The 23,200-nt window shown below is 63.2% G+C and carries 21 protein-coding genes and 1 rRNA gene; 16 read left to right on the top strand and 6 right to left on the bottom strand.

Annotation, left to right across the window (positions count from 1 at the left end):
• Positions 1 to 50: 50 nt before the first annotated feature.
• Complete coding sequence (locus tag KVP10_RS19920; RefSeq protein WP_217966504.1) at positions 51 to 914, bottom strand: TauD/TfdA dioxygenase family protein; 864 nt, start codon at positions 912 to 914, stop codon at positions 51 to 53.
• A 321-nt stretch (positions 915 to 1,235) separates the two neighbouring features.
• Between KVP10_RS19920 and KVP10_RS19915 the strand changes: the two genes are divergently transcribed.
• Positions 1,236 to 2,186: a LysR family transcriptional regulator gene (locus tag KVP10_RS19915; RefSeq protein WP_217966503.1), complete on the top strand. Its 951-nt coding sequence runs from the start codon at positions 1,236 to 1,238 to the stop codon at positions 2,184 to 2,186.
• 58 nt (positions 2,187 to 2,244) lie between these two features.
• Here the strand turns inward: KVP10_RS19915 and KVP10_RS19910 are convergent, their stop codons facing one another.
• Both KVP10_RS19910 and KVP10_RS19905 read right to left on the bottom strand, forming a co-directional pair.
• Positions 2,245 to 3,177, bottom strand: coding sequence for a dihydrodipicolinate synthase family protein (locus tag KVP10_RS19910; RefSeq protein ID WP_217966502.1), 933 nt, complete (start codon positions 3,175 to 3,177; stop codon positions 2,245 to 2,247).
• Positions 3,178 to 3,348: 171 nt separating this feature from the next.
• The gene (locus KVP10_RS19905) at positions 3,349 to 4,266 is read right to left on the bottom strand and encodes a LysR family transcriptional regulator (RefSeq protein ID WP_217966501.1); all 918 of its coding nucleotides are present in this window, start codon (positions 4,264 to 4,266) and stop codon (positions 3,349 to 3,351) included.
• A 148-nt stretch (positions 4,267 to 4,414) separates the two neighbouring features.
• Here KVP10_RS19905 and KVP10_RS19900 point away from each other — a divergent pair, with 148 nt between their 5' ends.
• The 5 genes from KVP10_RS19900 (at position 4,415) to KVP10_RS19880 (ending at position 9,894) form a co-directional block, all read left to right on the top strand.
• Entirely contained in the window at positions 4,415 to 5,437 is a 1,023-nt protein-coding gene (locus tag KVP10_RS19900; RefSeq protein ID WP_217966500.1) for a Bug family tripartite tricarboxylate transporter substrate binding protein, read from the top strand.
• A 64-nt stretch (positions 5,438 to 5,501) separates the two neighbouring features.
• On the top strand, positions 5,502 to 6,044 hold the full coding sequence (locus KVP10_RS19895; protein ID WP_217966499.1) for a tripartite tricarboxylate transporter TctB family protein: 543 nt from the start codon (positions 5,502 to 5,504) through the stop codon (positions 6,042 to 6,044).
• A gap of 16 nt (positions 6,045 to 6,060) precedes the next feature.
• Positions 6,061 to 7,551 carry a tripartite tricarboxylate transporter permease gene (locus KVP10_RS19890; RefSeq protein WP_217966498.1) on the top strand — a complete coding sequence of 497 codons (1,491 nt, stop codon included), beginning with the start codon at positions 6,061 to 6,063 and terminating at the stop codon, positions 7,549 to 7,551.
• Positions 7,552 to 7,583: 32 nt separating this feature from the next.
• Entirely contained in the window at positions 7,584 to 8,603 is a 1,020-nt protein-coding gene (locus tag KVP10_RS19885) for a 4-hydroxythreonine-4-phosphate dehydrogenase PdxA (protein WP_217966497.1), read from the top strand.
• Between the two features lie 118 nt (positions 8,604 to 8,721).
• Positions 8,722 to 9,894, top strand: a complete 1,173-nt coding sequence (locus tag KVP10_RS19880; RefSeq protein WP_217966496.1) for an L-rhamnonate dehydratase — start codon at positions 8,722 to 8,724, stop codon at positions 9,892 to 9,894.
• 123 nt (positions 9,895 to 10,017) lie between these two features.
• Here the strand turns inward: KVP10_RS19880 and KVP10_RS19875 are convergent, their stop codons facing one another.
• Positions 10,018 to 10,983, bottom strand: a complete 966-nt coding sequence (locus tag KVP10_RS19875; protein ID WP_217966495.1) for a LysR family transcriptional regulator — start codon at positions 10,981 to 10,983, stop codon at positions 10,018 to 10,020.
• A gap of 135 nt (positions 10,984 to 11,118) precedes the next feature.
• Between KVP10_RS19875 and KVP10_RS19870 the strand changes: the two genes are divergently transcribed.
• The 3 genes from KVP10_RS19870 to KVP10_RS19860 all read left to right on the top strand — a co-directional run bounded on the left by KVP10_RS19870 (position 11,119) and on the right by KVP10_RS19860 (position 14,698).
• Positions 11,119 to 12,111 (top strand): Bug family tripartite tricarboxylate transporter substrate binding protein, encoded by a 993-nt coding sequence (locus tag KVP10_RS19870; RefSeq protein WP_217966494.1) that lies wholly within the window; start codon positions 11,119 to 11,121, stop codon positions 12,109 to 12,111.
• 34 nt (positions 12,112 to 12,145) lie between these two features.
• Positions 12,146 to 13,093, top strand: coding sequence for an alpha/beta fold hydrolase (locus KVP10_RS19865; RefSeq protein WP_217966493.1), 948 nt, complete (start codon positions 12,146 to 12,148; stop codon positions 13,091 to 13,093).
• Between the two features lie 348 nt (positions 13,094 to 13,441).
• Entirely contained in the window at positions 13,442 to 14,698 is a 1,257-nt protein-coding gene (locus KVP10_RS19860; RefSeq protein ID WP_217966492.1) for a D-amino acid dehydrogenase, read from the top strand.
• A gap of 21 nt (positions 14,699 to 14,719) precedes the next feature.
• Here KVP10_RS19860 and KVP10_RS19855 read toward each other — a convergent pair whose 3' ends face one another.
• Positions 14,720 to 15,631: a LysR family transcriptional regulator gene (locus KVP10_RS19855; protein WP_217966491.1), complete on the bottom strand. Its 912-nt coding sequence runs from the start codon at positions 15,629 to 15,631 to the stop codon at positions 14,720 to 14,722.
• Between the two features lie 256 nt (positions 15,632 to 15,887).
• Between KVP10_RS19855 and KVP10_RS19850 the strand changes: the two genes are divergently transcribed.
• The 7 genes from KVP10_RS19850 to KVP10_RS19820 all read left to right on the top strand — a co-directional run bounded on the left by KVP10_RS19850 (position 15,888) and on the right by KVP10_RS19820 (position 22,813).
• Positions 15,888 to 16,346, top strand: coding sequence for an Lrp/AsnC family transcriptional regulator (locus KVP10_RS19850; protein ID WP_217966490.1), 459 nt, complete (start codon positions 15,888 to 15,890; stop codon positions 16,344 to 16,346).
• Between the two features lie 25 nt (positions 16,347 to 16,371).
• Positions 16,372 to 17,499 carry a Re/Si-specific NAD(P)(+) transhydrogenase subunit alpha gene (locus KVP10_RS19845; protein ID WP_217966489.1) on the top strand — a complete coding sequence of 376 codons (1,128 nt, stop codon included), beginning with the start codon at positions 16,372 to 16,374 and terminating at the stop codon, positions 17,497 to 17,499.
• The gene (locus KVP10_RS19840; RefSeq protein WP_217966488.1) at positions 17,499 to 17,825 is read left to right on the top strand and encodes an NAD(P) transhydrogenase subunit alpha part 2; all 327 of its coding nucleotides are present in this window, start codon (positions 17,499 to 17,501) and stop codon (positions 17,823 to 17,825) included. The genes KVP10_RS19845 and KVP10_RS19840 overlap by 1 nt, the downstream gene beginning before the upstream one ends.
• The gene (locus KVP10_RS19835; protein ID WP_217966487.1) at positions 17,825 to 19,258 is read left to right on the top strand and encodes an NAD(P)(+) transhydrogenase (Re/Si-specific) subunit beta; all 1,434 of its coding nucleotides are present in this window, start codon (positions 17,825 to 17,827) and stop codon (positions 19,256 to 19,258) included. The genes KVP10_RS19840 and KVP10_RS19835 overlap by 1 nt, the downstream gene beginning before the upstream one ends.
• Before the next feature lie 109 nt (positions 19,259 to 19,367).
• The gene (locus KVP10_RS19830; protein ID WP_217966486.1) at positions 19,368 to 20,312 is read left to right on the top strand and encodes an MBL fold metallo-hydrolase; all 945 of its coding nucleotides are present in this window, start codon (positions 19,368 to 19,370) and stop codon (positions 20,310 to 20,312) included.
• A 241-nt stretch (positions 20,313 to 20,553) separates the two neighbouring features.
• Entirely contained in the window at positions 20,554 to 21,750 is a 1,197-nt protein-coding gene (gene metC, locus KVP10_RS19825) for a cystathionine beta-lyase (protein WP_217966485.1), read from the top strand.
• A gap of 61 nt (positions 21,751 to 21,811) precedes the next feature.
• Positions 21,812 to 22,813, top strand: coding sequence for a Bug family tripartite tricarboxylate transporter substrate binding protein (locus KVP10_RS19820; protein WP_217966484.1), 1,002 nt, complete (start codon positions 21,812 to 21,814; stop codon positions 22,811 to 22,813).
• 285 nt (positions 22,814 to 23,098) lie between these two features.
• Here the strand turns inward: KVP10_RS19820 and rrf are convergent.
• Positions 23,099 to 23,200, bottom strand: a 5S ribosomal RNA gene (gene rrf, locus KVP10_RS19815); the annotation flags it as partial.

Raw genomic sequence — 23,200 nt, 5'->3', positions numbered from 1 at the left:
AATGTTCGCTCAGCGCCTCGAAGCCCGGCACGGTGCCGGTCCGGCCGCGCTCAGGCGGCATCCTTGAACAGCGCCCGCAGCAGCACGCGCCGCTGGCCGGCCGCGACTCCTCCGCCGGCCCGGTGCAGGGTGGAGCGCTCATCCCATATCACCAGGTCGCCCACGTTCCATTCGTGCTTGTAGACGAATTCCGGCTGCGTGCCGAAATCGACCAGATCCCTGAGGAAGATGTCGCTTTCGGAACGCCCCATGCCGAGCACATGGGACGTATGCATGGCATTGACGAAAAGCACCTTGCGTCCCGTCTCGGGATGCACACGTACTACCGGCTTGACAGTATGGGGATACAACTCGGGGTGCTCCTGTGCCTGTTTGGCCGAGGGTGCGGCGGCCCCATCCGGCCCGCTGCCCAGCGCATGGACCGCAGACGCACCGTCCGCCCTCTTTTTCAGATCGTCGGGCAAATTTTCGTAGGCCAGGTACATATTGGCAAAGAACGTTGCGCCGCCTTTCTGCGGCACTTCCAGCGCATACAGCATGGCCTGGGAAAAAGGCTCGTCCAGGAAACTGCCGTCCGAGTGCCAGCCCGATGCCCGTATGGTGCTTCCAAACTGATCCGCACTGCCGTCGCGGCCCACATTTGCCACATAGGATAATTCGCGGAATTCGGGATGGTGGTAGCGCTGCGCCGTATGCGCTTCGAGCCTGCCGAATTTGCGGGCCAGCCCATGCAAAGCCGCCGCATCCAGCTCCTGGCCGGGTACCACCGTCACCGGGAACTCCAGGCAGATTCCGCGCAATTCTTCCAATGCCCGGGGCGGCAGATCACCGGACAGGGCCGGCCCGTGCACCCGCACTCCCAGGCCGCTGCGGACACTGTCCGCCGTCTGTTCAATTTCGAAATAAGCACTCATGGCGATTTTCCTTTGCGATGCGGCCTCGGATGAGGCCTCCCGAATCAGCCCCATGATAGGTGCCCGCCGGAGTCTCATCCATAAATATTTGATCAAATTCTATATAATTTAATCAACTTTATCAACAACAAGCCGCTCGCCGCGAGGGCGTCGCCAAGACACAATCCCCATCACGGCCCTGGCTGCCGATCATGCGCCGCCAGGCATGCGCCGGGGCCAGGCACGAGCCTATGCCGGCGCGCACGCAACGCTACAATCAAAGCCTGATTTTCCCTGCGACTCGCTGCCCTGGCCACCCTAGGCCCAGGCAACGGAAACGACATGACCGGCAACAACCTCAATGCGCTATTCGGGCGGCTCCGGCTCAGGCAGCTCAACCTGCTGATCGCCATCGGGCGCCATAACTCCCTGCGCCGGGCGGCCGCGGAACTGGCCATGACGCAATCGGCCGCCAGCAAGGCGCTGCGCGAGGTGGAATCGATATTGGGCGACCCGCTGTTCGAACGGCGCCGCGACGGCCTGTATCCGAACCGGCTGGGCGAATGCGCCATCAATTATGCGCACGTCATATGCCGCGACGTCATCGCCCTGTCCGACGAGCTCGACGAAATCCGCCACGGCCGCGGCGGCAAGGTGCGCGTGGGCGTGATCATGGGCGGCGTCCCGACAGTGCTGAAGGACGCCATTTCCCAGGTATGCGAGGAAAACCCGAACATCGCGGTCGAGATCCACGAAAACACCAGCGCCATCATGCTGTCCATGCTCAATAGCGACAAGCTGGACATGGTCATAGGCAGGACCAGTGTCAGCCCCGACGCCGACAACTACGATTACCTGCATCTGGCCGAGGAAAGCATTTCGGTCGTGGCGGGCGGCGGCAACCCGCTGGCACGCAGGAAGCGCCTGAAGCTGGAAGACCTGGCGCATCTGCGCTGGATCAGCTATCCGAGCCGCACGCCGCTGAATATATTGCTGCGGCAGGAACTGGGCCGCGCAGGCATCAACAGCGCGCCCGCCCCGATAGAAACCGCGTCCACCTTCATCACCGTCGCGCTATTGAACGACAGCAGCGACCTGCTGGCCTTGCTTCCCAGTGACGTCGCCCGTTTTTTCTCCGGCCGGGGCCTGGTGTCCATCCTGCCCGTCGCCCTGCGCTCGCATGCCCAGCCCTACGGCCTCATCACGCGCAAGCGGCGCAACCTGGGCCGCGCCGCCAAGACCCTCATCGAGGCCATCGCCGGGCAGCGTGGCGCGCAGGCCGCGGCGCCCTAGCATCCCGCCGCGCCGCTACCCTTCATGCAGGACGTGCCGTGCGCAAGATGCCGGCCCGCTACCTGCCCCAGCGCAGCACCAGCGGATCGAGCCTGCGCGCCGTTTCGAGCAGCCCGGCCCTGACGTCCGGCAACATGGGGGGGAACGGATGGCGCCCGCCCGCCCAGTCTATGATGCCGCCTTCCTGCATCAAGGCCTTGCTGGTCAGGATGCCGCCCTGGCGGTTCTCGTAATTGATCAGGGGCAGCCACTGCTGGTAGAGCGATACGGCGCGCTCGCGCTCGCCCGCGAAATAACTGTCGACGATGGTCTTGATGCCGTCCGGATAGCCACCCCCGGTCATGGCGCCGGTCGCGCCCGCATCCAGGTCGGGCAGCAAGGTAATGGCCTCTTCGCCGTCCCAGGGGCCTTCGATGCTGTCGCCTCCCAGGCGTATGAGTTCGCGCAGCTTGGACGCCGCGCCGGGCATTTCGATCTTGAAATACGCGACCTGCTCGATTTCCTTGGCCATCCTGGCCAGGAACGCAGCCGGCATATTGGCGCCGCTCATGGGCGCGTCCTGGATCATGATGGGAATGTCGACCGCGTCGGACAAGCGGGCGTAGAACTCGTAGATCTGGGATTCGCCGCAGCGTATGGTCGCCCCATGATAAGGCGGCATCAGCATCACCATGGCCGCGCCATGTTCCAGGGCATGGCGATTGCGCGCAATGCAGATATCGGTGCTGTAGTGCGAGGTGGTGACGATGACGGGCACACGGCCCTTGACGTGCGCGAGTATCGTTTCCGTGAGCACGGCGCGCTCCGGGTCCGACAGGGCGAATTGTTCGGAGAAATTGGCCAGGATGCCCAGGCCGTCCGAACCTGCATCTATCATGAAGTCCACGCAGCGCTTCTGCCCTTCCAGGTCTAGGCTGCCGTCTTCATGGAAGATGGTGGGTACGACGGGATACACGCCCTTGTAGCGCGGGGTGCCGGCAGGCTGGTTCATGATGGATAGGCTCCGAATGGAAAATCAGACGAGCCAGTGTGGCGTGGCATGCCTGCCGCGTCCAGTGAATAATTTCCATGCTGCGTTCGCGTTCTGGAATACCCCGCAAGGCGGCAGCGCCGGGGGCCCGGCGACAATGACAGGCGCAAAAGCGCCGCCCCGGGAACGGCCTCAGCCCTGCAGCCCCTGTTCCGCGCGCTGGCGATCGATGGCCGCCTTGATCTCGCGTATGAACACCTGGGTGGCCGGACTGAGTATCCTGCCCTTGCGGGTAATGACGCCATAGGGCGCGATGCGCCGCTTGATCTTCAAGGGAACGATAGCCAGCGTATTGCGCTGTGCGTAATGCTCGGCGACCTCGGTGGGCATGACGCCCAGCATGGTCGATTTGCGCAGCAGCGACGAGGTCAGCAGCATGGACGAGGTCTCGAGGATATTGGCCGGCATGGCCAGGCCGGACTCCATGAACACCAGCTCCAGCACTTTGCGCATGGGGCTCGGATGAGCCTGCAGGATCCAGGGATACTGGAACAGGCCGGCCAGGGTGGCCCTGCGGTTGCGCGCTTCAGGATGATCGGGGCTGGCCACGATGGACAGCGCCTCTTCGGCGATGGGGTCGAACAGGATTTCGCTGCTGTCCCAGGTATCGGGAACGCGGCCGATGGCCACGTCCAGCCGGTCCTGCAGCAGCGCGGTGAGCAGCACGTCGCTGGTGTCGATCTGGATGCTGGGCGCCAGCCGCGGGTGGCTGCGCTTGAGTTCGAGCAGCGTGTCGGTCAGCAATTGCGGCGCCGGAGCCATGATGGCGCCGATGCGCACCTTGCCGATATTGCCCGAGGCGATGGCCAGCAGCTCGTCGCGCACCCCGCCCAGGTCGGAATAGACCACCCGCGCGTAGCGGATCATGACCTCACCGTACACGGTAGGCCGCACGCCTCGCCGGTAGCGGTCGAACAGCCGCAGGCCGGTGACCGCCTCCATTTCGTGCAGCATCTTGGTGGCTGCCGGCTGGGTCAGGCCTATCCCGTTGGCCGCCTTGCGCAAGGACCGGTGCTCGTCCAGGGCCAGCAGCAGGCCGAGTTGCCGCATCCGGAGGCGATTGAATAGAATGCCCGCTTCTGGTATCACTTCAGATTATCACTATATCTTATTAATTCATTATTAAGCTATCACAAGTTTCGCCATACTTACAGCCCGGATTACAGCACCTATTTTTCACATACCAGGGGACAACACCATGCGCTTATCCAACAAGCTGCTGCGCCGCGGCGCAGCCATCTGTGCCTGCACGGCCGGCGCGACGCTGGCATCGCTGCCCAGCCATGCCGCCGAGGCCTGGAAACCCACCAAGAACGTGAACATCATCGTGGCGGCGGGCGCCGGCGGCGGCACCGACCAGTTGGCCCGCCTGATCCAGTCCATCATCACCCGCCACAAGCTGATGGACGTGCACACGGTAGTCCAGAACAAGGGCGGCGGCAATGGCGCGGAAGGCTTCCTGGACGTCAAGATGGCCCATGGCGACCCCAACACCCTCATCGTCGGCACCAATAACGAATACCTGCTGCCGCTGGTCGCCAAGCTGGGATACAAATGGGACGACCTGACCCCCGTCGCCGCCGTGGCCCAGGACGACTTCATACTCTGGGGCCCCGCGAACTCGCCGTTCAAGAACGTCAAGGAATACATCGACGCCGTCAAGGCCAACCCGTCCAAGTACCCCATGGGCGGCAGCCAGTCCAAGGACGTGGACCAGACCCTGACCATGCTGATCAACAAGGTCGAGGGCACCAAATTCGTCTATATTCCCTTCAAGAGCGGCGGCGAGGCTTCCATCCAGCTGGCGGGCGGGCACATTGCCTCGAACACCAACAACCCCAGCGAAAGCATCTCGCAATGGCGTGCCGGCCAGGTCAAGCCCTGGTGCGTGTTCAGCAAGGAACGCATGGTCTACACCCAGAAGATCACTGCCACCATGGCCTGGTCCGACGTGCCCACCTGCGTTTCGCAAGGCATCAAGATCGACGAATATCGCTTCCCGCGCACCGTATTCATGCCCGGCGGCGTCACTGCCGCGCAACGCCAATATTATGTGGACCTGCTGAAGAAAGTGACCCAGACCCCCGAATTCAAGGAATACCTCGCGCACGGCGCCCTGGTGCCCACGTTCCTGGCGGGCGACCAGTTCAAGGCCTACATCCAGGCCGACCTGGCCCGTGTCGAACCCATCTTCAAGGCAGCCGGCTGGCTGCGCAAGTAGGCCTGCACACTCCCGCCGCCCGGGCCGGCCCGGGCGGCACACTTCGCTTAGCTTTGCCAACGACATGAATGAACACGACACCGATCCCGCCGCGCAGGAGCGGGACGCCGAAGGCAAGGGCCTGAGCCTGCGCGCAGGCGGCCTGGCGACATCGCTGTCGCTGGTATTGCTGGGCTGCATCGTGATGTACGGCAGCTTGCAGCAAGGCATAGGCTGGGATGACGCGGGCCCGATGCCCGGATACTTTCCCTTCTATATCGGCTTGCTGCTGGCCCTGTCCAGCCTGGGCACCGCCCTGGGCACGCTGGCCAAATGGTCCAAGGGCCGCGGCGACCTGACCACCCGCCCCCAACTGCGGCGCGTGCTGGGTGTCTTCATCCCGATTTGCGTCTATGCGGCGCTGATGCGCTACCTGGGCATGTACGTGGCCTCGGGGCTGCTGATCGCCTGGTTCATGCGGCGCATGGCCGAACAAGGCACCGCCCACGGCTGGATCAAGACCGTGGTCATTTCGGTGGCCGTGCCGGTCGCCTGCTATTTCATCTTTACCCGCTGGTTCCAGGTTCCGCTCTACGCGGGGCCGTTCCCGGCCTGGTTCGGAGCCTGAGCGCCGGGGAACTGACATGGAACAACTCGATCTGCTGATGCACGGCATGGGTGTCGTGCTTTCCTGGTATCACCTGATGATCATGGTCGCCGGCATCCTGCTCGGCATCCTGGTGGGCGTGCTTCCGGGCCTGGGGGCGCCCAACGGCGTCACGCTGCTGCTGCCCATCACCTTCAGCATGCAGCCGGTGTCGGCCATCATCCTGCTGTCCTGCATGTACTGGGGGGCGCTCTTCGGCGGTTCGATCACCTCGGTGATCTTCAACATCCCGGGCGAACCGTCATCCGTGGCCACGACCTTCGACGGCTATCCGCTGGCGCGCCTCGGACGGGCCGGCGAGGCGCTGACGGCGGCGTTCACCTCGGCGCTGCTGGGCGCGCTGGTGGGCGTGCTGCTCATCACCTTTCTTTCCGGCTACATCGCCAAGTTCGCCATGAGCTTCAGCTCGCCGGAATTCTTCGCGGTGTATGTGCTGGCCTTCGGCAGCTTCATAGGCCTGAACCGCAGCCCGGCGCTCAAGACCATCTCGTCGATGATGATAGGCTTTGCCCTGGCCGCGGTAGGCATGGACACGGTGTCCGGCAACCTGCGCCTGACCTTCGGCATGCCCGAGCTGCTGCGCGGCATCAGCTTCGAAGTGGCGGTCATAGGGCTGTTCGGCATCGGCGAGATTCTCTGCACCGTCGAAGAAGGCCTGGTCTTCAAGGGCGAGCACACGAAAATCAATCCGCGGGTCGTATGGCAGACCTGGAAGCAACTGCCGCGCTACTGGGCTACCTGGCTGCGCAGCGTGCTCATAGGCTGCTGGATGGGCATCACTCCCGGCGGCCCCACCGCGGCGTCGTTCCTCAGCTACAGCGTCGCCAAGCGGCTGTCCAGGACACCGGAAAACTTCGGCAAGGGCTCGCTCGAGGGCGTCATCGCCCCGGAATCCGCCGACCATTCCGCCGGCACCAGCGCCCTGCTGCCCATGCTCACGCTGGGCGTTCCCGGCTCGGCCACCGCCGCCGTGATGCTGGGCGGCCTGATGATCTGGGGCCTGCAGCCCGGGCCTACCCTGTTCGTCGAGCAGAAAGACTTCGTCTGGGGGCTGATCGCCAGCATGTACCTGGGCAATGTCGTAGGCCTGATCGTGGTGCTGTCCACCGTTCCCCTGTTCGCGTCGATACTGCGTGTGCCCTTTTCCATCATGGCGCCCATCATCATCATTATCTGCGGCGTGGGCGCCTATGCCGTCAACCAGTCGCTGTTCGACGTAGGCCTGATGCTGGTCTTCGGCGTGTTCGGCTATATGTTCAAGAAGCTCGGCTACCCCATCGCGCCGCTGGTGCTGGCCGCCGTGCTGGGGGACAAGGCCGAAGACGCCTTCCGCCAGTCCATGCTGTTCTCGGGCGGCAAGCTGAGCATCTTCTGGCACAACGGCCTGTCGGGCACCTTGACCACCCTGGGCCTGCTGATGGCGTGCCTGCCGCTGATCATGCGCCTGCTCCGGCGCGCACGGGCCTGACCCGCTCGATACGAAACACACAGAGAAAACTTATGCAGCAATCCAAACCTACCGTGGCCCTGACCCTGGGCGACCCCGCGGGCATCGGCCCCGAGCTGATTGCCAAGCTGCTGGGCGACCCCGAAACCGCCAAGCACGCCAACATCGTGCTGATCGGCGACCCGTGGCTATGGGAAGCCGGGCAGAAGGTTGCCGGCCTGCAAGTCGCCACCCGCCCCATCGCCTCGTTCGCCGAGGCGCGCGGCGCAGCTTGCGGCATGCCGCTGTTCCTGGCGGTGGACAGCGTCCGCCCCGAACAGGTGGAGACCGGCATGGCGGGCCCGGCCGGCGGCGCCTCGGTGCTGAAGATCCTGAACCTGTGCATGGACGCCGTCACGGCGCGCCAGATAGACGCCATCTGCTTCGCGCCCCTGAACAAGCACGCGATGAAGCAATCGGGCATGAAGTTCGAAGACGAACTGCATCACTTCGCCGATTATCTCAAGGTCGACTCCTACTTCTGCGAATTCAACACGCTGGACGGCCTGTGGACCTCGCGCGTGTCCTCGCATATTCCGCTGAAGGACGCGGCCTCGTACCTGAGCAAGACGCGCATCGAAGACGCCAGCCGGCTCATCTACGACTCGCTCAAGGCGGCAGGCGTGGCGCAGCCGCGCGTGGCCGTCGCGGCCTTCAACCCGCACGGCGGGGATGGCGGTTCCTGCGGGCGCGAAGAAATCGACATCATCGGGCCCGCCGTGGCCTCGCTGCGCGAACAAGGGTATCCGGTCGAGGGCCCGTTCCCGGCCGACACCATATTCATCAAGGCGCGCGACGGCAAATACGACGCCATCGTCACCATGTATCACGACCAGGGCCAGATCGCCATCAAGCTGCTGGGCTTCGAGAAGGGCGTGACCGTCCAGGGCGGCCTGCCCATACCCATCACCACTCCGGCGCACGGCACGGCCTACGACATCGCCGGCAAGAACCTGGCCAATGTCAATGCCACCCGCAACGCCTTCCTGATCGCCTGCCGCATGGGTGAAAGCTATATGAACCAGCCTGCCTAGCGCGGCCAGGCCGCAGCATACCTCGCACGAGCATACGCGCCGGCCCCAGGCGGGACCGGCCGGTGTCCCCGTGCGCGCCCACAAATTGTCGAGCCTCTATTTCCGTACGGAGAAATCAATGAAAATCACCCGCATACGCGCCCGCGTCTTTGAATGGAAGGGCCGCACCGTTCCCCCCCAGGCCCACTTCTGCGCCAATGCCATGGACATGCTGTGGAGCCGCGGCGACACCATGGGCACGTTCCGCTTCCACGGCTGGACGGTCGTGGAAGTCGAGACCGACGACGGCCTGGTCGGCATCGGCAACGTCGCCCTGGCGCCGCGCATCGCCAAGCAGATCATCGACCAGTACCTGGCTCCGCTGGTGATCGGCCAGGATCCCTTCGACTACGAATACCTGTGGCAGCGCATGTACCGCTCGACCCTGGCCTGGGGCCGCAAGGGCGTGGCCATGGCGGCGATATCGGCCATCGACATCGCCTTGTGGGACCTGATGGGCAAGGCTACCGGGCGCCCGGTCTTCAAGCTGCTGGGCGGACGCACCAAGGAAAAGATCCCCTGCTATGCGTCCAAGCTGTACCGCACCGACCTGGCCGACATGCAGCGCGAGGCCCAGTCCTACCTGGACCAGGGCTTCAGCGCCATGAAGATGCGCTTCGGCTACGGCCCCAAGGACGGCCCGGCGGGCGTGCGCAAGAACCTGGACAGCGTGGCGGCGGTGCGCGAAGTCATAGGCTATGACGTCGACCTGATGCTCGAGTGCTATATGGGCTGGAACCTGGAATACGCCAAGCGCATCCTGCCCAAGCTGGAGCGCTACGAGCCGCGCTGGCTCGAAGAGCCCGTCATCGCTGACGACATCGACGGCTACGCCGAGCTCAACCAGTTGACCAGCATTCCGATCTCCGGCGGCGAGCACGAATTCACCAGCTACGGCTTCCGCCAGTTGCTGGACAAGCGCGCCGTCTCGGTGATCCAGTACGACACCAACCGCGTCGGCGGCATTACCGCGGCCCACAAGGTCAATGCCCTGGCCGAGGCCTATTCCGTGCCGGTCATCCCGCATGCGGGCCAGATGCACAACTATCACCTGACCATGTCGACCCTGGCCTCGCCCATGTCGGAATTCTTCCCCGTGCACGACGTCGAGGTCGGCAACGAGCTGTTCTATTACATCTTCGAAGGCGACCCGACTCCGCAGAACGGCTATATCGACCTGGACGAGCACAAGCCCGGCCTGGGGCTGACGCTGTCCGAAAAGTATCTGGACCAGTTCAATATCATCGAATAGGCCATCGCGGCTTGAACGGCGGCGCATCCGGACCGCCCGCCCGCACTCCCTAACCCGGCCGGCATCGGCCGGCCATGGGCATTTCCTGCCCGGCAAGAGCGCCATATACGGCTGGACCCCGGCTCAAGCAGCCCCGGCGGCACGCCCCGCCGGAATCAGGCGGCTCGCAAGATCGTCGATGGTGGCCCTGAGCCACTGATTGAGCCGGCAGTTGTCGTTCTGGGCGCTCCAGACCATGACCACGCGGGCTTCGCGCAGTACAGGCGGTAGGCGCAGCAGCTTCAGGTCGAAATACGGCAAGTGCTTTTCGGCGATCACGCGCGGCATCGTGGTGCCGTAGTCCGTTTCCATCAGGAAATAAGGGGCCACGCCGAAGCTCGATACATAGGCGCTGAAGCGCATGGCGTGGCCGCTGCCCTGCAGGGCCCGGTCGAAGTTGGTCTCTTTGCCATACATGTGGGAAAAAGCCAGCCACTTCATCCGCTGCAGGTCGTTCAAGGTGAGCTGGCGGCGCCGGCTCAGCGGATGGCGCGAGGAAACGACGCACACTCTTTCGTCCCGGAACAGCACCTTGCTGGGAAAGCGGGCGGGCAATGAGTGAAACAGGCCTATGGCCAGGTCCATGCGCCCCGAATCGAGATCGTCGGGGGAAAAATCGCCGTGTACCGGAAGGAAGCGCACGGTCAACCGGGGCGCCTCGCGCTGCAGCACGGTGGTCAATGGGGCGGCCAGCAATAGCTCGGTATGAGCAGCCGCGCCTATATTGATGACGCCGGACAGCTCGCCGGGAGAAAACGGTTGCCCCGCGCCCAGGGCCTGCTCGAGCCCGGCCAGCGCGCCGCGCATTTGCGCATGCAGCGACAGGGCGCGTTCCGTGGGCACGAGATGCTTGCGGATCACCACGAAAATCGGGTCTTTCAGCAAAGCGCGCAAGCGTGCCAGATCGCGGCTGATCGCAGGCTGGCTCTTGTTCATCTGCCGGGCGGTGGCCGTCACGCTGCGGGTATGCATGAGCGAATCGAAGCACAGCAGCAGCGACATGCTGCAAGCGCGCAGCAAGGGGAAGTCCGGCGGCGTGTCAGTCGGCATGGTTCATGAATGCTTTTTTACGGACGTTTTATTCATATCATTATTGATATGTATATCATCTGAACAAATCATTATTAAAATATAACAGAGGTATTTAGAATGCCCTTCATGACCAAGAATCACAGGAGGCAAAGCATGAGAACTCTTGATTTGAAACGATGCTGCGGCTATGCAGCCGTCGCCATGGGCGCCGTTTTTTCGCTGCCCGCAACGCCGGCCCGCGCGGTGGACACGTTTCCCCAGCGGCCCATAACCATAGTGGTGCCCTTTCCCGCGGGAGGCACGCCCGACATCATTGCCCGCGTGCTGGCCGAGAAGGCGCGCGCCAGCCTGCATCAGGCGATACTCGTGGACAACAAAGGCGGGGCCGGCGGAAACATCGGCGTGCAATACGTGTCGCGCACCAATCCCGATGGCTATACCCTGGTGATGTGCGCCTATAGCTGCGCCGTAGCGCCCTCGCTGTACAAGCCCGCGCCCTACAGCATCGCCAAGGATTTCGCGCCCGTCATGCTGGTCGGCACCGTGCCCAGCGTCCTGGTCGTCAACCCCAAGGTTCCCGCCAGGAACGTCGCCCAGCTCGTCGACTACGCGAAAACGCATCCCGGCAAGCTGAACGCCGCCTCGTCGGGCATAGGCGGCTCGGCGCACATCGCCCTGGAGCTCCTGAAGCGCGAGGCGAAAGTGGATATCGCCCACATTCCCTACAAAGGCGCGGGCCAAGTGGCCGGCGATCTGCTTGGCGGCCAGGTCGACATGTATTTCGACAATCTCCCCGCCTCGCTGGCCAACATCAAGCAAGGCCGGCTCGTGGCAATTGCCGTGGCGGGCAAGCATAGAGCCAAGGCCATACCGGATGTCCCCACCTTCGCCGAAGCCGGATACCCCAAGATGGTCGTCAACCCCTGGTTCGGCCTGCTGGCGCCCGCGGGCACTCCGCCGGCGGCCATCGGCAAGCTGAACACCGCATTCAATAATGCGCTGCAGGATCCCGAGGTAAAACAAAGGCTCGCCCGCCTGGGCGTAGATCTCGCGGGCGGCACACCCGAGGCGCTGGCCGGGTTCCTGCAACAGGAAACGCACAATATCGCCGAACTCATCAAGCAAAATCACATCACCGTGGAATGACCTCCACTTTTATCGAACAGGCGCTGGCATTTAGATGGAACGCAGTATCAGCTTGCGAGGAATAGGCTCCTTCCATATAGGCGGGGAAATAGTATCGCTACGTGGCAAGCCGCCCATCCAGGCCATGCTCGCCGCGGGCGGCGTGCCCGTGACCATGGACCCCAACGGCGACTATGTGGTCGGGCAAATGTATGCCCAATACTTCCTCGGCGGCGACGGGCAGCGGCCGCCGGTCGTGTTCTGGCATGGCGGCGGCCTCACGGGCGCATGCTGGGAAACGACGCCCGACGGCCGCCGCGGCTGGGTCGAAGACTTCCTGCTCGATGGCCGGGATGTGTATCTCTGCGATGCCGTAGAGCGCGGCAGGTCGGGATATGCCCCGATTCCCGATATCTGGCCCGTGCCGATTTCGCAGTCGGCCGCCGGCCTGTTCACGAGATTCCGCATAGGCCGGGCCGCCTCGGACACGCCCCTGGAAAGCCTGCCCGCCATGGCATTTCCGGGCACCCAGTTCCCCGCGGATCACTACGCGCAGTTCATGCGCCAGGTCGTGCCGCGCTGGAGCCATACCGACGAGCAAATCATGGCCGCCTACCACGCCCTGCTGGCGCGGATCGGACAGCGCTCGATAGTGGTTTGCCACTCCCAGGGAGGCATGTTCGGCCTCCGGTCGGCGATGGAGGCACCCCACGCCATTGCTGCGGTGGTCGCGCTGGAGCCGGCCTCCGTGCCGCTGGAAGAAGCGCGCCGGCGGGGATACACGACCCCGACGCTCATCGTGCTGGGCGACTACATCGACGGCGACGGCCGCTGGCCGCGCATGCGCGACCGCATCATGCGGTTTTCCGCCGAATTCCCTTGCGTCCGGGTGCTGTCCCTGCCCGAGGCGGGCATGAAGGGCAACAGCCACATGCTGATGATGGACAAGAACAATATGGAGATATCCGCCAAGGTGCGGGCCTGGCTGGATGCATTCTCGTAGGCTCGAGCGCTACTCCGGGCCGATGGCGGGTCGCCGCCTGCAATCGCGGAAATTACGCGACGCTGCCCGAAACGCGGCGCGGCGCGACGCTCGGCAGTGAAAATTCTTTCTCGTGCATTCGAATCGCGACAGCACAAAGAAATAATTTTCACTGCGTTCTCTTATACGCTTGAATACCTGTTCTGTTTCGCGGCCGTGTATTCCGCTGGGGCCATCGTGCCGAATCCGCGGCTCCCCAAAAATATCGTCAAATGCAAACCAGTTCCCGATTCCATTGCGAACGGCCCGCTTGCGCAAAAGGCCTGCGGTCTTCCATCCATGTATAAATAGATTAAAAGACCTGTATCCATGAAGATCCTCGTCCTCGGTGCGGGAGTAGTTGGCACTGCGACCGCCTATTATTTATCCCGCGACGGCCACGAAGTCGAAGTCGTCGAGCGCCGCCCCGGCGCGGGCATGGAAACAAGTTTTGGCAACGCCGGCGGGCTTTGCCCCAGCTTCGCAGGCCCTTGGGCCGCGCCCGGCATGCCGGCCAAGGTGTTGAAAATGGCCATGCAGTCTAACGCCCCGGTGCGCTTTTCGTTCTGGCCGGAATTGCGCAGGCTCGGCTGGGCGCGCAAGTGGTTCCGCGAGTGCGATGCGGCCCGGTTCCGCGTCAACAAGCTGCGCATGCAGCGGGTGGCGCACTATAGCTACGCATGCCTGCGCGAACTCATGGCCGAAACGCCCATCGCTTTCGACTTCCATGCGGGCGGCGTGCTGCAATTGTTCCAGACAGATGCGGAATGCAAATTGGGCAATATCGCGGCAAATGCATTGGCGGAGCTAGGCATCCCCCACAAGGTGCTGGATCCCGAGGCTGCGCTTGCCGTAGAGCCTGCGCTGAAGCACGCCCGGGTCGCTGTCGCAGGAGCCCTGCACCTGCCCGCCGATGCCTCGGGCGACAGCCATGCTTTCTGCCAGGCCCTGGCTGCATGGCTGCAGACCCGCGGCGTGCGTTTTCACTACGCGACCAAAGTGGATCACCTGCTTTACTCGCAAGGCCGCGTAACGGGCGCCGAAACATCGTCGGGGCCCCTGACTGCGGACATCACGGTGATAGCGATGGGCAATCAAGCCCCCGCGATCCTCGCGCCACTGGGCATCAGGCTGCCCGTCTACCCCTTGAAGGGATATTCCATCACGGCCGCCGTGACGCAAGGCGAACAGGCGCCCAATATGTCCGTCATGGACGAACACAGCAAAGTCATGGTTTCCCGGCTGGGCAACAGGATCCGCGCAGCCGGCATGGCAGAGCTGATCGGCGACGACCTGTCCTTGAAGGCTGCCCGCAAAGACCTGCTGATCCGCACGGTGCGAGGCTTGTTCCCGGCGGGCATCGACTATGAGCATGCGAGTTTCTGGGCCGGCTTGCGGCCGATGACGCCGGACGGGCCACCGATACTCGGCCCCGCCGGCTGGGACGGCTTGCTGCTCAATAGCGGGCACGGCTCCAATGGATGGACACAGGCCTGCGGCACCGCCAGAGTCGTGTCGGACCTGGCCAGCGGCCGCAAGCCGGAAATAGACATCGAGGGGCTGACCCTGGAACGCTACGCCGCATAGCGGCGATTCATCCGGACGCCGCTACGCGATACCGGCATAGGTATCGAAACTCGCCCGCAGCCTGTCGAGCAATAGCGAAGCCGCCGCCGGCAGCTCGCGCCCGGCGCGGACCAGCAGGGCAAGCTGCATCGATCGCGCATGCGGATCCGACAAGGGGACATGCACCAGTTCGCCGCGCTTGATTTCGTCCAGGACCGACATCCGGGTCATGATCGCCACGCCGCAGCCGTCCCGCACCAACTGGCGCATGGCAAAAATAGAATTGGTCTCGAGCAGCGGCGTGATGCGCCCGGAAATGCCGTTGTTCAGCCCGTCCAGCATGCGCCGCAATTCCATTTCCGTGGTGGGAAGTATCAGGGGATAGCCGGCGCATTCATGGAAATGGACGTGCCGCTTCTGCGCCAATATGTGCCGTGCCGGCACCACGGCGCCTATCGGGACCGCGGCCGCGCTCACCCGGGAAAGCAGCGCCGTGGGCGGCGGCGCCCAGCATAGGCCGATATCCAGCTCCCCGGTTTCCACCAGATGAGCTATTTGATCCGAATTGGCGATATGGACGGCAAAAGATATGCCTGGATGAGCCTTGTTCGTTGCGGCGACGAAGGACGGAATAAAGCGCTCGCTCAGGTATTGCAACACGCCGATCCGGACCTTGCCCCAGCGCAGGCCTTTCAAGGCGTCGGCCTGGGCCAGGGCCTCCTCGAACTCGCCGTGCAGGCGCCGGATGCTGGCAAGCATGAGTTCGCCGGTTGCGGTCAGGCGCACTCCACGAGGCAATCGCTCGAGCAAGGGTACGCCGAGCATTTCCTCGAATGCCTTTATCTGGCGTGTGACGGCCGAAGGCGCTATGTGCAGGCGTTCCGCCGCGCGGCGCACGGAGCCTTGTACGGCGACTTCCTCGAAATATCGCAAGAACGGGGACAGGGCATGCATGGCTCACCTACGCAGGGAAAAGAGAGGGCCGCGCCGCCGGCGCAAGCCGTGCCGGCCCCTCGCCACTTTATCCTTTGCGTTGATATTTATCCATACCCAGAATGCTCTGTGTTGCCTTCATGAGAACACAGATCGCTAAAAACGGTTCTTGTTGGAAGCAGGAAGCATCTATAAAGTTTTCCATCATGAAAGCCGCGCACAAGGCGGGCAGGAAAAGAAAAACAAACCCCGACACTGAAGGCACGAACTTCTCAGCATGGACAAGATAGATCGTCTTATTCTGGCGCTCCTGCAGAAAGATGCGCGCATGCCCGCCCACGAGATTTCCGAGCACGCCAATCTCTCTCCCACCGCCTGCTGGACACGGATCCAGCGCATGTTCGAATCGGGCCTCATCAGCAAACAGGTGTGCCTCCTGGATAGCCGCAAGGCCGGCGTGGGCATCACGGTATTTGTCTCCATCAAGACCAACCGCCACGATCTCCAATGGTTTCATGCATTCGCGACGGGCGTGAAAGACATACCCGAGGTGATGGAGTTCTATCGCCTGAGCGGCGACACGGACTACTTGCTCAAAGTCGTGGTTCCGGATATCGAAGGATTCGACCGGGTCTACAAAAAACTCATCCGGGTCGCCGAACTGTTCGACGTCAGTTCGAGCTTTGCCATGGAAGAAATCAAGTACACGACAGCGTTGCCGCTGGACTATCTGTAGCAAGCCACCTTACCAGGAGAGTTCCATGAAAGTCGGAGCCCCGACTGAAACGCGGCCGGGCGAAACGCGCGTTGCCGCCACGCCCGAGACGGTAAAAAAACTGACGGCGGGCGGCGCCAACCAGGTGCTGCTGCAAGCCGGCGCCGGACGAAGAGCCAGCTTCACCGACGAAGCCTATGCCGCCAGCGGCGCCACGCTGGTGGAGGACGCCACGCGCGTCTATGGACTAGCGGAACTGATACTCAAAGTCCGGGCGCCGCAGCAAAGCGAGCTGGCGCTGCTGCGCAAGGGCCAGATTCTGCTGGGCATGCTCGATCCCTTCGACCTGGACGGCCTGCAGAAGCTGGCCGGGACCGGAACCACCGCCTTCGCACTGGAGGCCGCACCGCGCATCACGCGAGCGCAAAGCCTGGACGTATTGTCGTCGCAAGCCAATATCGCCGGCTACAAGGCCGTGATCGTCGCCGCCAGCCACTACGGCCGTTTCATGTCCATGCTGATGACCGCCGCGGGCACGGTGAAAGCCGCAAGGGTGGTGGTACTGGGCGCAGGCGTGGCGGGATTGCAAGCCATCGCGACCGCCCGCCGGCTCGGCGCGGTGGTCGAAGCCTCGGACGTACGCCCGGCGGCAAAAGAACAAATCGAATCTCTGGGCGCCAGGTTTATCGATGTCCCCTTCGAGACCGAAGAAGAACGTGAAATCGCCCAGGGCACGGGCGGCTATGCGCGACCCATGCCGGCGGCGTGGATGGCCCGGCAAGCGGCGCTGGTGGCCGAGCGCTGCAAGCAGGCGGACATCGTCATTACGACGGCGCTGATTCCCGGGCGCCCTGCCCCCGTGCTGGTGAGCGAAGCAACGGTAGCCTCCATGAAACCAGGCTCGGTCATCGTCGACATGGCGGTCGAGCGAGGCGGCAACTGCCCTTTGTCACGTCCCGACCAGGTCATCGAGGCGCATGGCGTCAAGATCGCCGGCTACACCAATCTGCCCGGGCAGGTGCCTACCGATGCCTCCGCTCTGTATGCGCGCAACCTGCTGGACTTCCTGAAACTGGTGATCGGCAAGGATGGCGCCCCGGCCATCCAGCGGGAAGACGAGATCGTCGCCGCCTGCATGGTGTGCGATGCCCACAACGTACTGAGGAAAAAATAATGGAATTGATCGACCACACCGTCATCAACCTCATCATCTTCGTCTTGGCCATCTATGTGGGCTACCACGTGGTCTGGAACGTGACGCCGGCCCTGCATACCCCGCTCATGGCGGTCACCAACGCGATATCGGCCATCATTATCGTCGGCGCGATGCTGGCGGCCGCGCTGACCGACACGGGCCTGGGCAAGGCCATGGGCGTGCTGGCCGTGGCGCTGGCTGCAGTGAACATCTTCGGCGGCTTCCTCGTCACCCGCCGCATGCTGGAAATGTTCCGCAAGAAAACCAGGCCTGCCGCCGGGTCGCCCCGACAGGAGGCCCGCTGATGCTCTCGCTGAACCTCGTCACCTTGCTGTACCTGGTCGCCTCGGTATGCTTCATCCAGGCGCTCAAGGGCTTGTCCCACCCCGCCACTTCGCGCGCGGGCAATACCTTCGGCATGACAGGCATGGCCATTGCCATGTTCACTACCGCGGCGCTGACGATCAAGCTCGGCAGCGAACCCGTGACGGGCCTGGGATGGGTCATGCTGGGCCTGCTGATAGGCGGCACGGCCGGCACCATCATGGCCAGGCGGGTGGAAATGACAAAAATGCCCGAACTGGTCGCTTTCATGCACAGCATGATCGGCCTGGCCGCGGTATGCATCGCCGTTGCGGCAGTCGCCGAGCCGCACGCCTTCGGCATTGTCGCCGCGGGCCTGCCGATACCTGCCGGCAACCGCATCGAGCTGTTCATCGGCACCTTCGTGGGCGCGATCACCTTCTCGGGGTCGGTCATCGCCTTCGGCAAGTTGTCTGGCCGCTACAAGCTGCGCGTGTTCCGCGGCGCTCCCGTCGTTTTCGCGGGGCAGCATATGCTCAACCTGCTGCTGGCCATCGCCATGCTGGCTTGCGGAATAGCGTTCGCCGCCACCCAGCTATGGGCGCCTTATGTGATCATGGCCGCCCTCGCCTTCGTGCTGGGCGTGCTCATCATCATTCCCATCGGCGGAGCCGACATGCCGGTGGTGGTATCCATGCTCAACAGTTATTCGGGCTGGGCGGCGGCCGGGATCGGCTTCTCGCTCAACAATCCCATGCTGATCATTGCAGGCTCGTTGGTAGGGTCATCGGGCGCAATCCTGTCCTACATCATGTGCAAGGCCATGAACCGCTCGTTCTTCAACGTCATCCTGGGCGGTTTCGGCAGCGATGCGGCGAGCTCCGTGGACGCGAACCCGCAACAGCAGCGCAGCGTGAAGTCCGGCAGTCCTGACGACTCGGCCTTCATGCTGGCCAATGCCGAAACGGTGGTGATCATCCCCGGCTATGGGCTGGCGGTCGCGCGCGCCCAGCACGCGCTCAAGGAACTGACCACCAAGCTGAGTGAAAAAGGCGTGGACGTGAAGTACGCCATCCATCCTGTGGCCGGACGTATGCCTGGACACATGAACGTGCTGCTGGCAGAGGCCGAAGTGCCTTACGACCAAGTGTTCGAGATGGACGACATCAACTCCGAATTCGGCCAGGTCGATGTCGTGCTGGTGCTGGGCGCGAACGACGTGGTCAACCCCGCTGCCAAGAACGACCCGAAGTCGCCGATCGCGGGCATGCCTATACTCGAGGCGTACAAAGCGCGCGCCATCATAGTCAACAAGCGATCGATGGCGGCCGGCTACGCGGGCCTGGAAAACGAGCTGTTCTATCTCGACAAGACCATGATGGTCTTTGGCGACGCCAAGAAAGTGCTGGAGGAAATGGTCAAGGCGGTGGAATGAACGCAGGCAAAGCAGGCGACGCGTATTGCCATGGCTCTGCGCTTGCTCTACACTTTAAAATGTATTTAAGAAATATACTTATTCATATAAGTTATATAAAGGAAGCGCCATGGCGAATTCGCCGGATTCCGCCTGCGCCACAGCCCGCGCAATCATCCAGGATGCTCGACAAGAAGCCGCGGCCAGGCCGATCGTACACGCATTCTTCGATACCGCCACCTGCACGGTAAGCTATGTCGTCCGCGATCCGGCGTCGAACCGATGCGCGATCCTGGATAGCGTGCTGGACTTCGATGCGGCATCCGGCGGCACTTCGACGGCTGCGGCGCAAGAGCTGGTCGGCTGCGTCGAATCCGAAGGCCTGGAAGTCCAGTGGCTGCTGGAGACCCACGCCCACGCCGACCATCTGTCCGCGGCCCCCTACCTGCAGGCGCAACTCGGAGGCCGGCTGGCCATAGGCCGGGAAATCCGCCGCGTACAGCAGGACTTCGGCAAGATATTCAACGAGGGCAGCCAGTTCGCGCGCGACGGCAGCCAGTTCGATCACTTGTTCTCCGATGGCGAGCGTTTCCGCATTGGCTCGCTGCAGGGAATCGCCCTGCATGTGCCCGGCCATACTCCGGCATGCCTTGCCTACGTGATCGGCGATGCGGTGTTTGCCGGCGACACGCTCTTCATGCCCGATTACGGCACCGCCCGGTGCGACTTCCCGGGCGGAGACGCGCGACAGCTCTATCGCTCCATCCGGCGCCTGATGTCCTTGCCCGATGCTGCACGGCTGTTTCTATGCCACGACTATAAGGCGCCCGGCCGCGACCACTATGCCTGGGAGACCACGATAGGCGCGCAACGCACCGGCAACGTGCATGTCCACGAAGGCGTCGTCGAAGAAGAATTTACGGCAATGCGCAAGCAGCGCGATGCGGGGCTTGCGATGCCCAAGTTGTTGTTTCCATCGGTGCAGGTGAACATGCGCGGCGGCCGTCTGCCCCCCAGCGAAAGCAATGGCGTGAGCTATCTCAAGCTTCCGGTGAATATCTTCGGCGCACGCTAGACGGCGTCGGCCACATCGGTGTCGGGCGACGCGGCGCTTGGCCGCCATGGCCCGCATGGCCATGTATGCCGCTGGAAATAATTTTTCTTTTTTCAGGCCAGGGCACGCCAAAAACAAAAAAAATTTAAGGGCTGCCAGCCCTACACTTTATGCTGTCTCCACCCTATTCCGGGCGGCGCACAACGCCTCTGCCGGCACGCTCGCCGCGCCGGCAGGCATCATCGAAAGGACAGCGGGCAGCATGAAAGAGCAAACCAAGCTAGTAACTACCGGCAGGCATCCGGAACGCTACTCGGGACTTGTAAACACGCCTGTGTTTCGAGGCTCGACCATCCTGCATCAATCGATGGCGGAATGGGAAGACAAGAAAAAACGGCGTGCCGCGGACGAGCACGGTGCCAGCACCTATGGCCGCTTCGGCACGCCCACCCACCATGCGCTGGAAGAGGCGGTGGCCGAACTGGAGGGCGGGTTCCGTTCCCAGGTCTATCCTTCGGGGCTGGCCGCCTGCGCCACGGCCTTGACATCCTTGCTGTCGGCCGGCGACCACGTCCTGCTTACCGACAGCGCCTATTCTCCTACGCGCGGGTTTCTCACCCGGGTGCTGGGCCGCTTCGGCGTGGAGGTAACGATCTACGACCCCACCGTCGGCGCCGGCATCGAGGCCAACATCCGGCCCAATACACGCGTGATCTATGTAGAGTCGCCGGGGTCCGAGACGTTCGAAATCCAGGACATTCCCGCGATCGCCGCCGCCGCGCACCGACATGGCGCCAAAGTGGTGATGGACAATACATGGGGCACGCCGCTGTTCTTCAAGCCCTTCCAGCATGGCGTCGATGTCTCCATCCAGGCGGCCACCAAGTACATCGTCGGCCACTCCGACGCAATGCTGGGCATCGTGACTTGCACCGAAGAAACCTGGCCGCTCATCAAGCGCACCACCCAGGACCTGGGCCAGACCGCGGGCCCCGACGATATTTATCTCGCGCTGCGAGGCGTGCGCACGATGAACGTGCGGCTGCGGCAACACTGGAAAGCGGGCGTGGAAGTCGCTACCTGGCTGGAAAACCGCCCCGAGGTTGAAAAGGTGCTGCATCCGGCACTCCCCAGCCACCCTGGCCACGAGTTGTGGAAGCGCGATTTCCTGGGCGCTTGCGGGCTGTTCGCCATGGTGCTCAAGCCAGCTTCGCCGGCAGCCGTGGAGGCCTTCATCGACAGCCTGCAATTGTTCGGCATCGGTGTCTCATGGGGCGGCTATGAAAGCCTGATCATCCCCTTCAATCCGTCCGGCGACCGCGTCGCGGCAAAGTGGCCCTACACAGGCCAGGCCTTGCGGCTGCACATAGGCCTGGAGGATCCCGCCGACTTGATCGCCGACCTGGAGCACGGATTCGAAACCCTGAAACACGCGGACCCGCAGTTGCTTGCGGTGTAGGCGCACCCCGAATCACGCATCCTCCATGAGAGGAGCGGGCCCATCCAATATGAGGAAACCGATGAGACACTTGACCCGACGCAGTTTCTTGAACACCGCGCTAAGCGCGGCCGGCCTGGCCGGCGCCGCGGTGCTGGCCAGGCCGGCCCTGGCCCAGGGCGACTACCCCACACGCCCGATCACCATCATTGTCCCCCAACCGCCGGGCGGCTCCGTCGATGGCGTGGCGCGCCTGTTCGCCGACAAGCTCAAGGACGAACTGCATACATCCGTGGTAGTGGAAAACCGTCCCGGCGCCTCGGGCATGATAGGCGCGGCCTATGTGGCGCGGGCCAAACCGGACGGCTACACGCTCTACATCAACGCCTCGATTCACTCCATCAATCCGCTGCTGTACAAGAAGACCATCACCTTCGACGCGGTCAAGGACTTCACCGCCGTCAGCATGCTGGCGCAAGGCGCGCTGATCTTCAGCGTGAACCCCAAAGTGCCGGCCCACACTGTCCAGCAATTCATCGAGCTGCTCAAGGCCGACCCCGACAAGTACAGCTTCGCCACCAGCGGCTTCGGATCCGCAGGCCATCTGGCCGCGGCGCAGTTCCTGCACGAAGCCGGCATCGCCAAGGTCCCCATCGTGCTCTACAAGGGCGCCGGGCCCGCGCTGTCCGACCTGGTGGGCGGGCAGGTCTCGGCCATCATGGATCCCATGCTGTCCTCGCTGCCGCAGGTGCAGTCCGGCAAGCTGCGGGCCCTGGCGGTAACGGGCAGCGCCCGCAGCCCGCTGCTGCCGGACGTCCCCACCATGCGCGAGGCCGGCATGAAGGACTTCGAGTTCTATTCCTGGTACGGCCTGTGGACGCCGGCCGGACTGCCCGAGCCCGTATTGAAGCGGCTGGAGGCCGCTGCGGCTCACATCATGGATACGCCTGCAATGCAGCAACGGCTGAACGCCCTGGGCTTCGAATCGGCGTACAAGAATTCGGCCGACTTCACCGCCTACATCACGTCCGAGATGGCCCGCTACAAGCAGATCATCGATAGCGCCCATATCACGGCGGGTTGAGACACGAGCCCGGGCAACCCAGGGCATTCTGTTTGCACATAGCAAGACGGCCGCAGCAGCGGCCGTCCTGCTATAAAAACATCCAGCGGCACAACAGACTATGAATTCGAGCCATGCCTGCGCCGGCGCCCAGAGGATTCGTGCTGTGCGTTCGTGTACAGGTGCCTACCCGAGATGAAGCGCTATCGCGCATCGGCTGTTGTCGATCATAGGCCGCATAAACTTGGTCGCTATAAAAAGCGAACGCCCCGAAGAGAGATCTCTTCGGGGCGCAGCAGTATAAAAGCCTGACGATGCCCTACTTTCACAGACGTACGTCCACTATCATCGGCGCAAAGGCGTTTCACGATCCTGTTCGGGATGGGAAGGCGTGGGACCACCTCGCTA

Origin of the sequence: Candidimonas humi (genome assembly GCF_019166065.1) — a bacterium.
GTDB lineage: Bacteria > Pseudomonadota > Gammaproteobacteria > Burkholderiales > Burkholderiaceae_B > Candidimonas > Candidimonas humi.
This window is presented reverse-complemented; position numbering and strand designations above follow the sequence as displayed.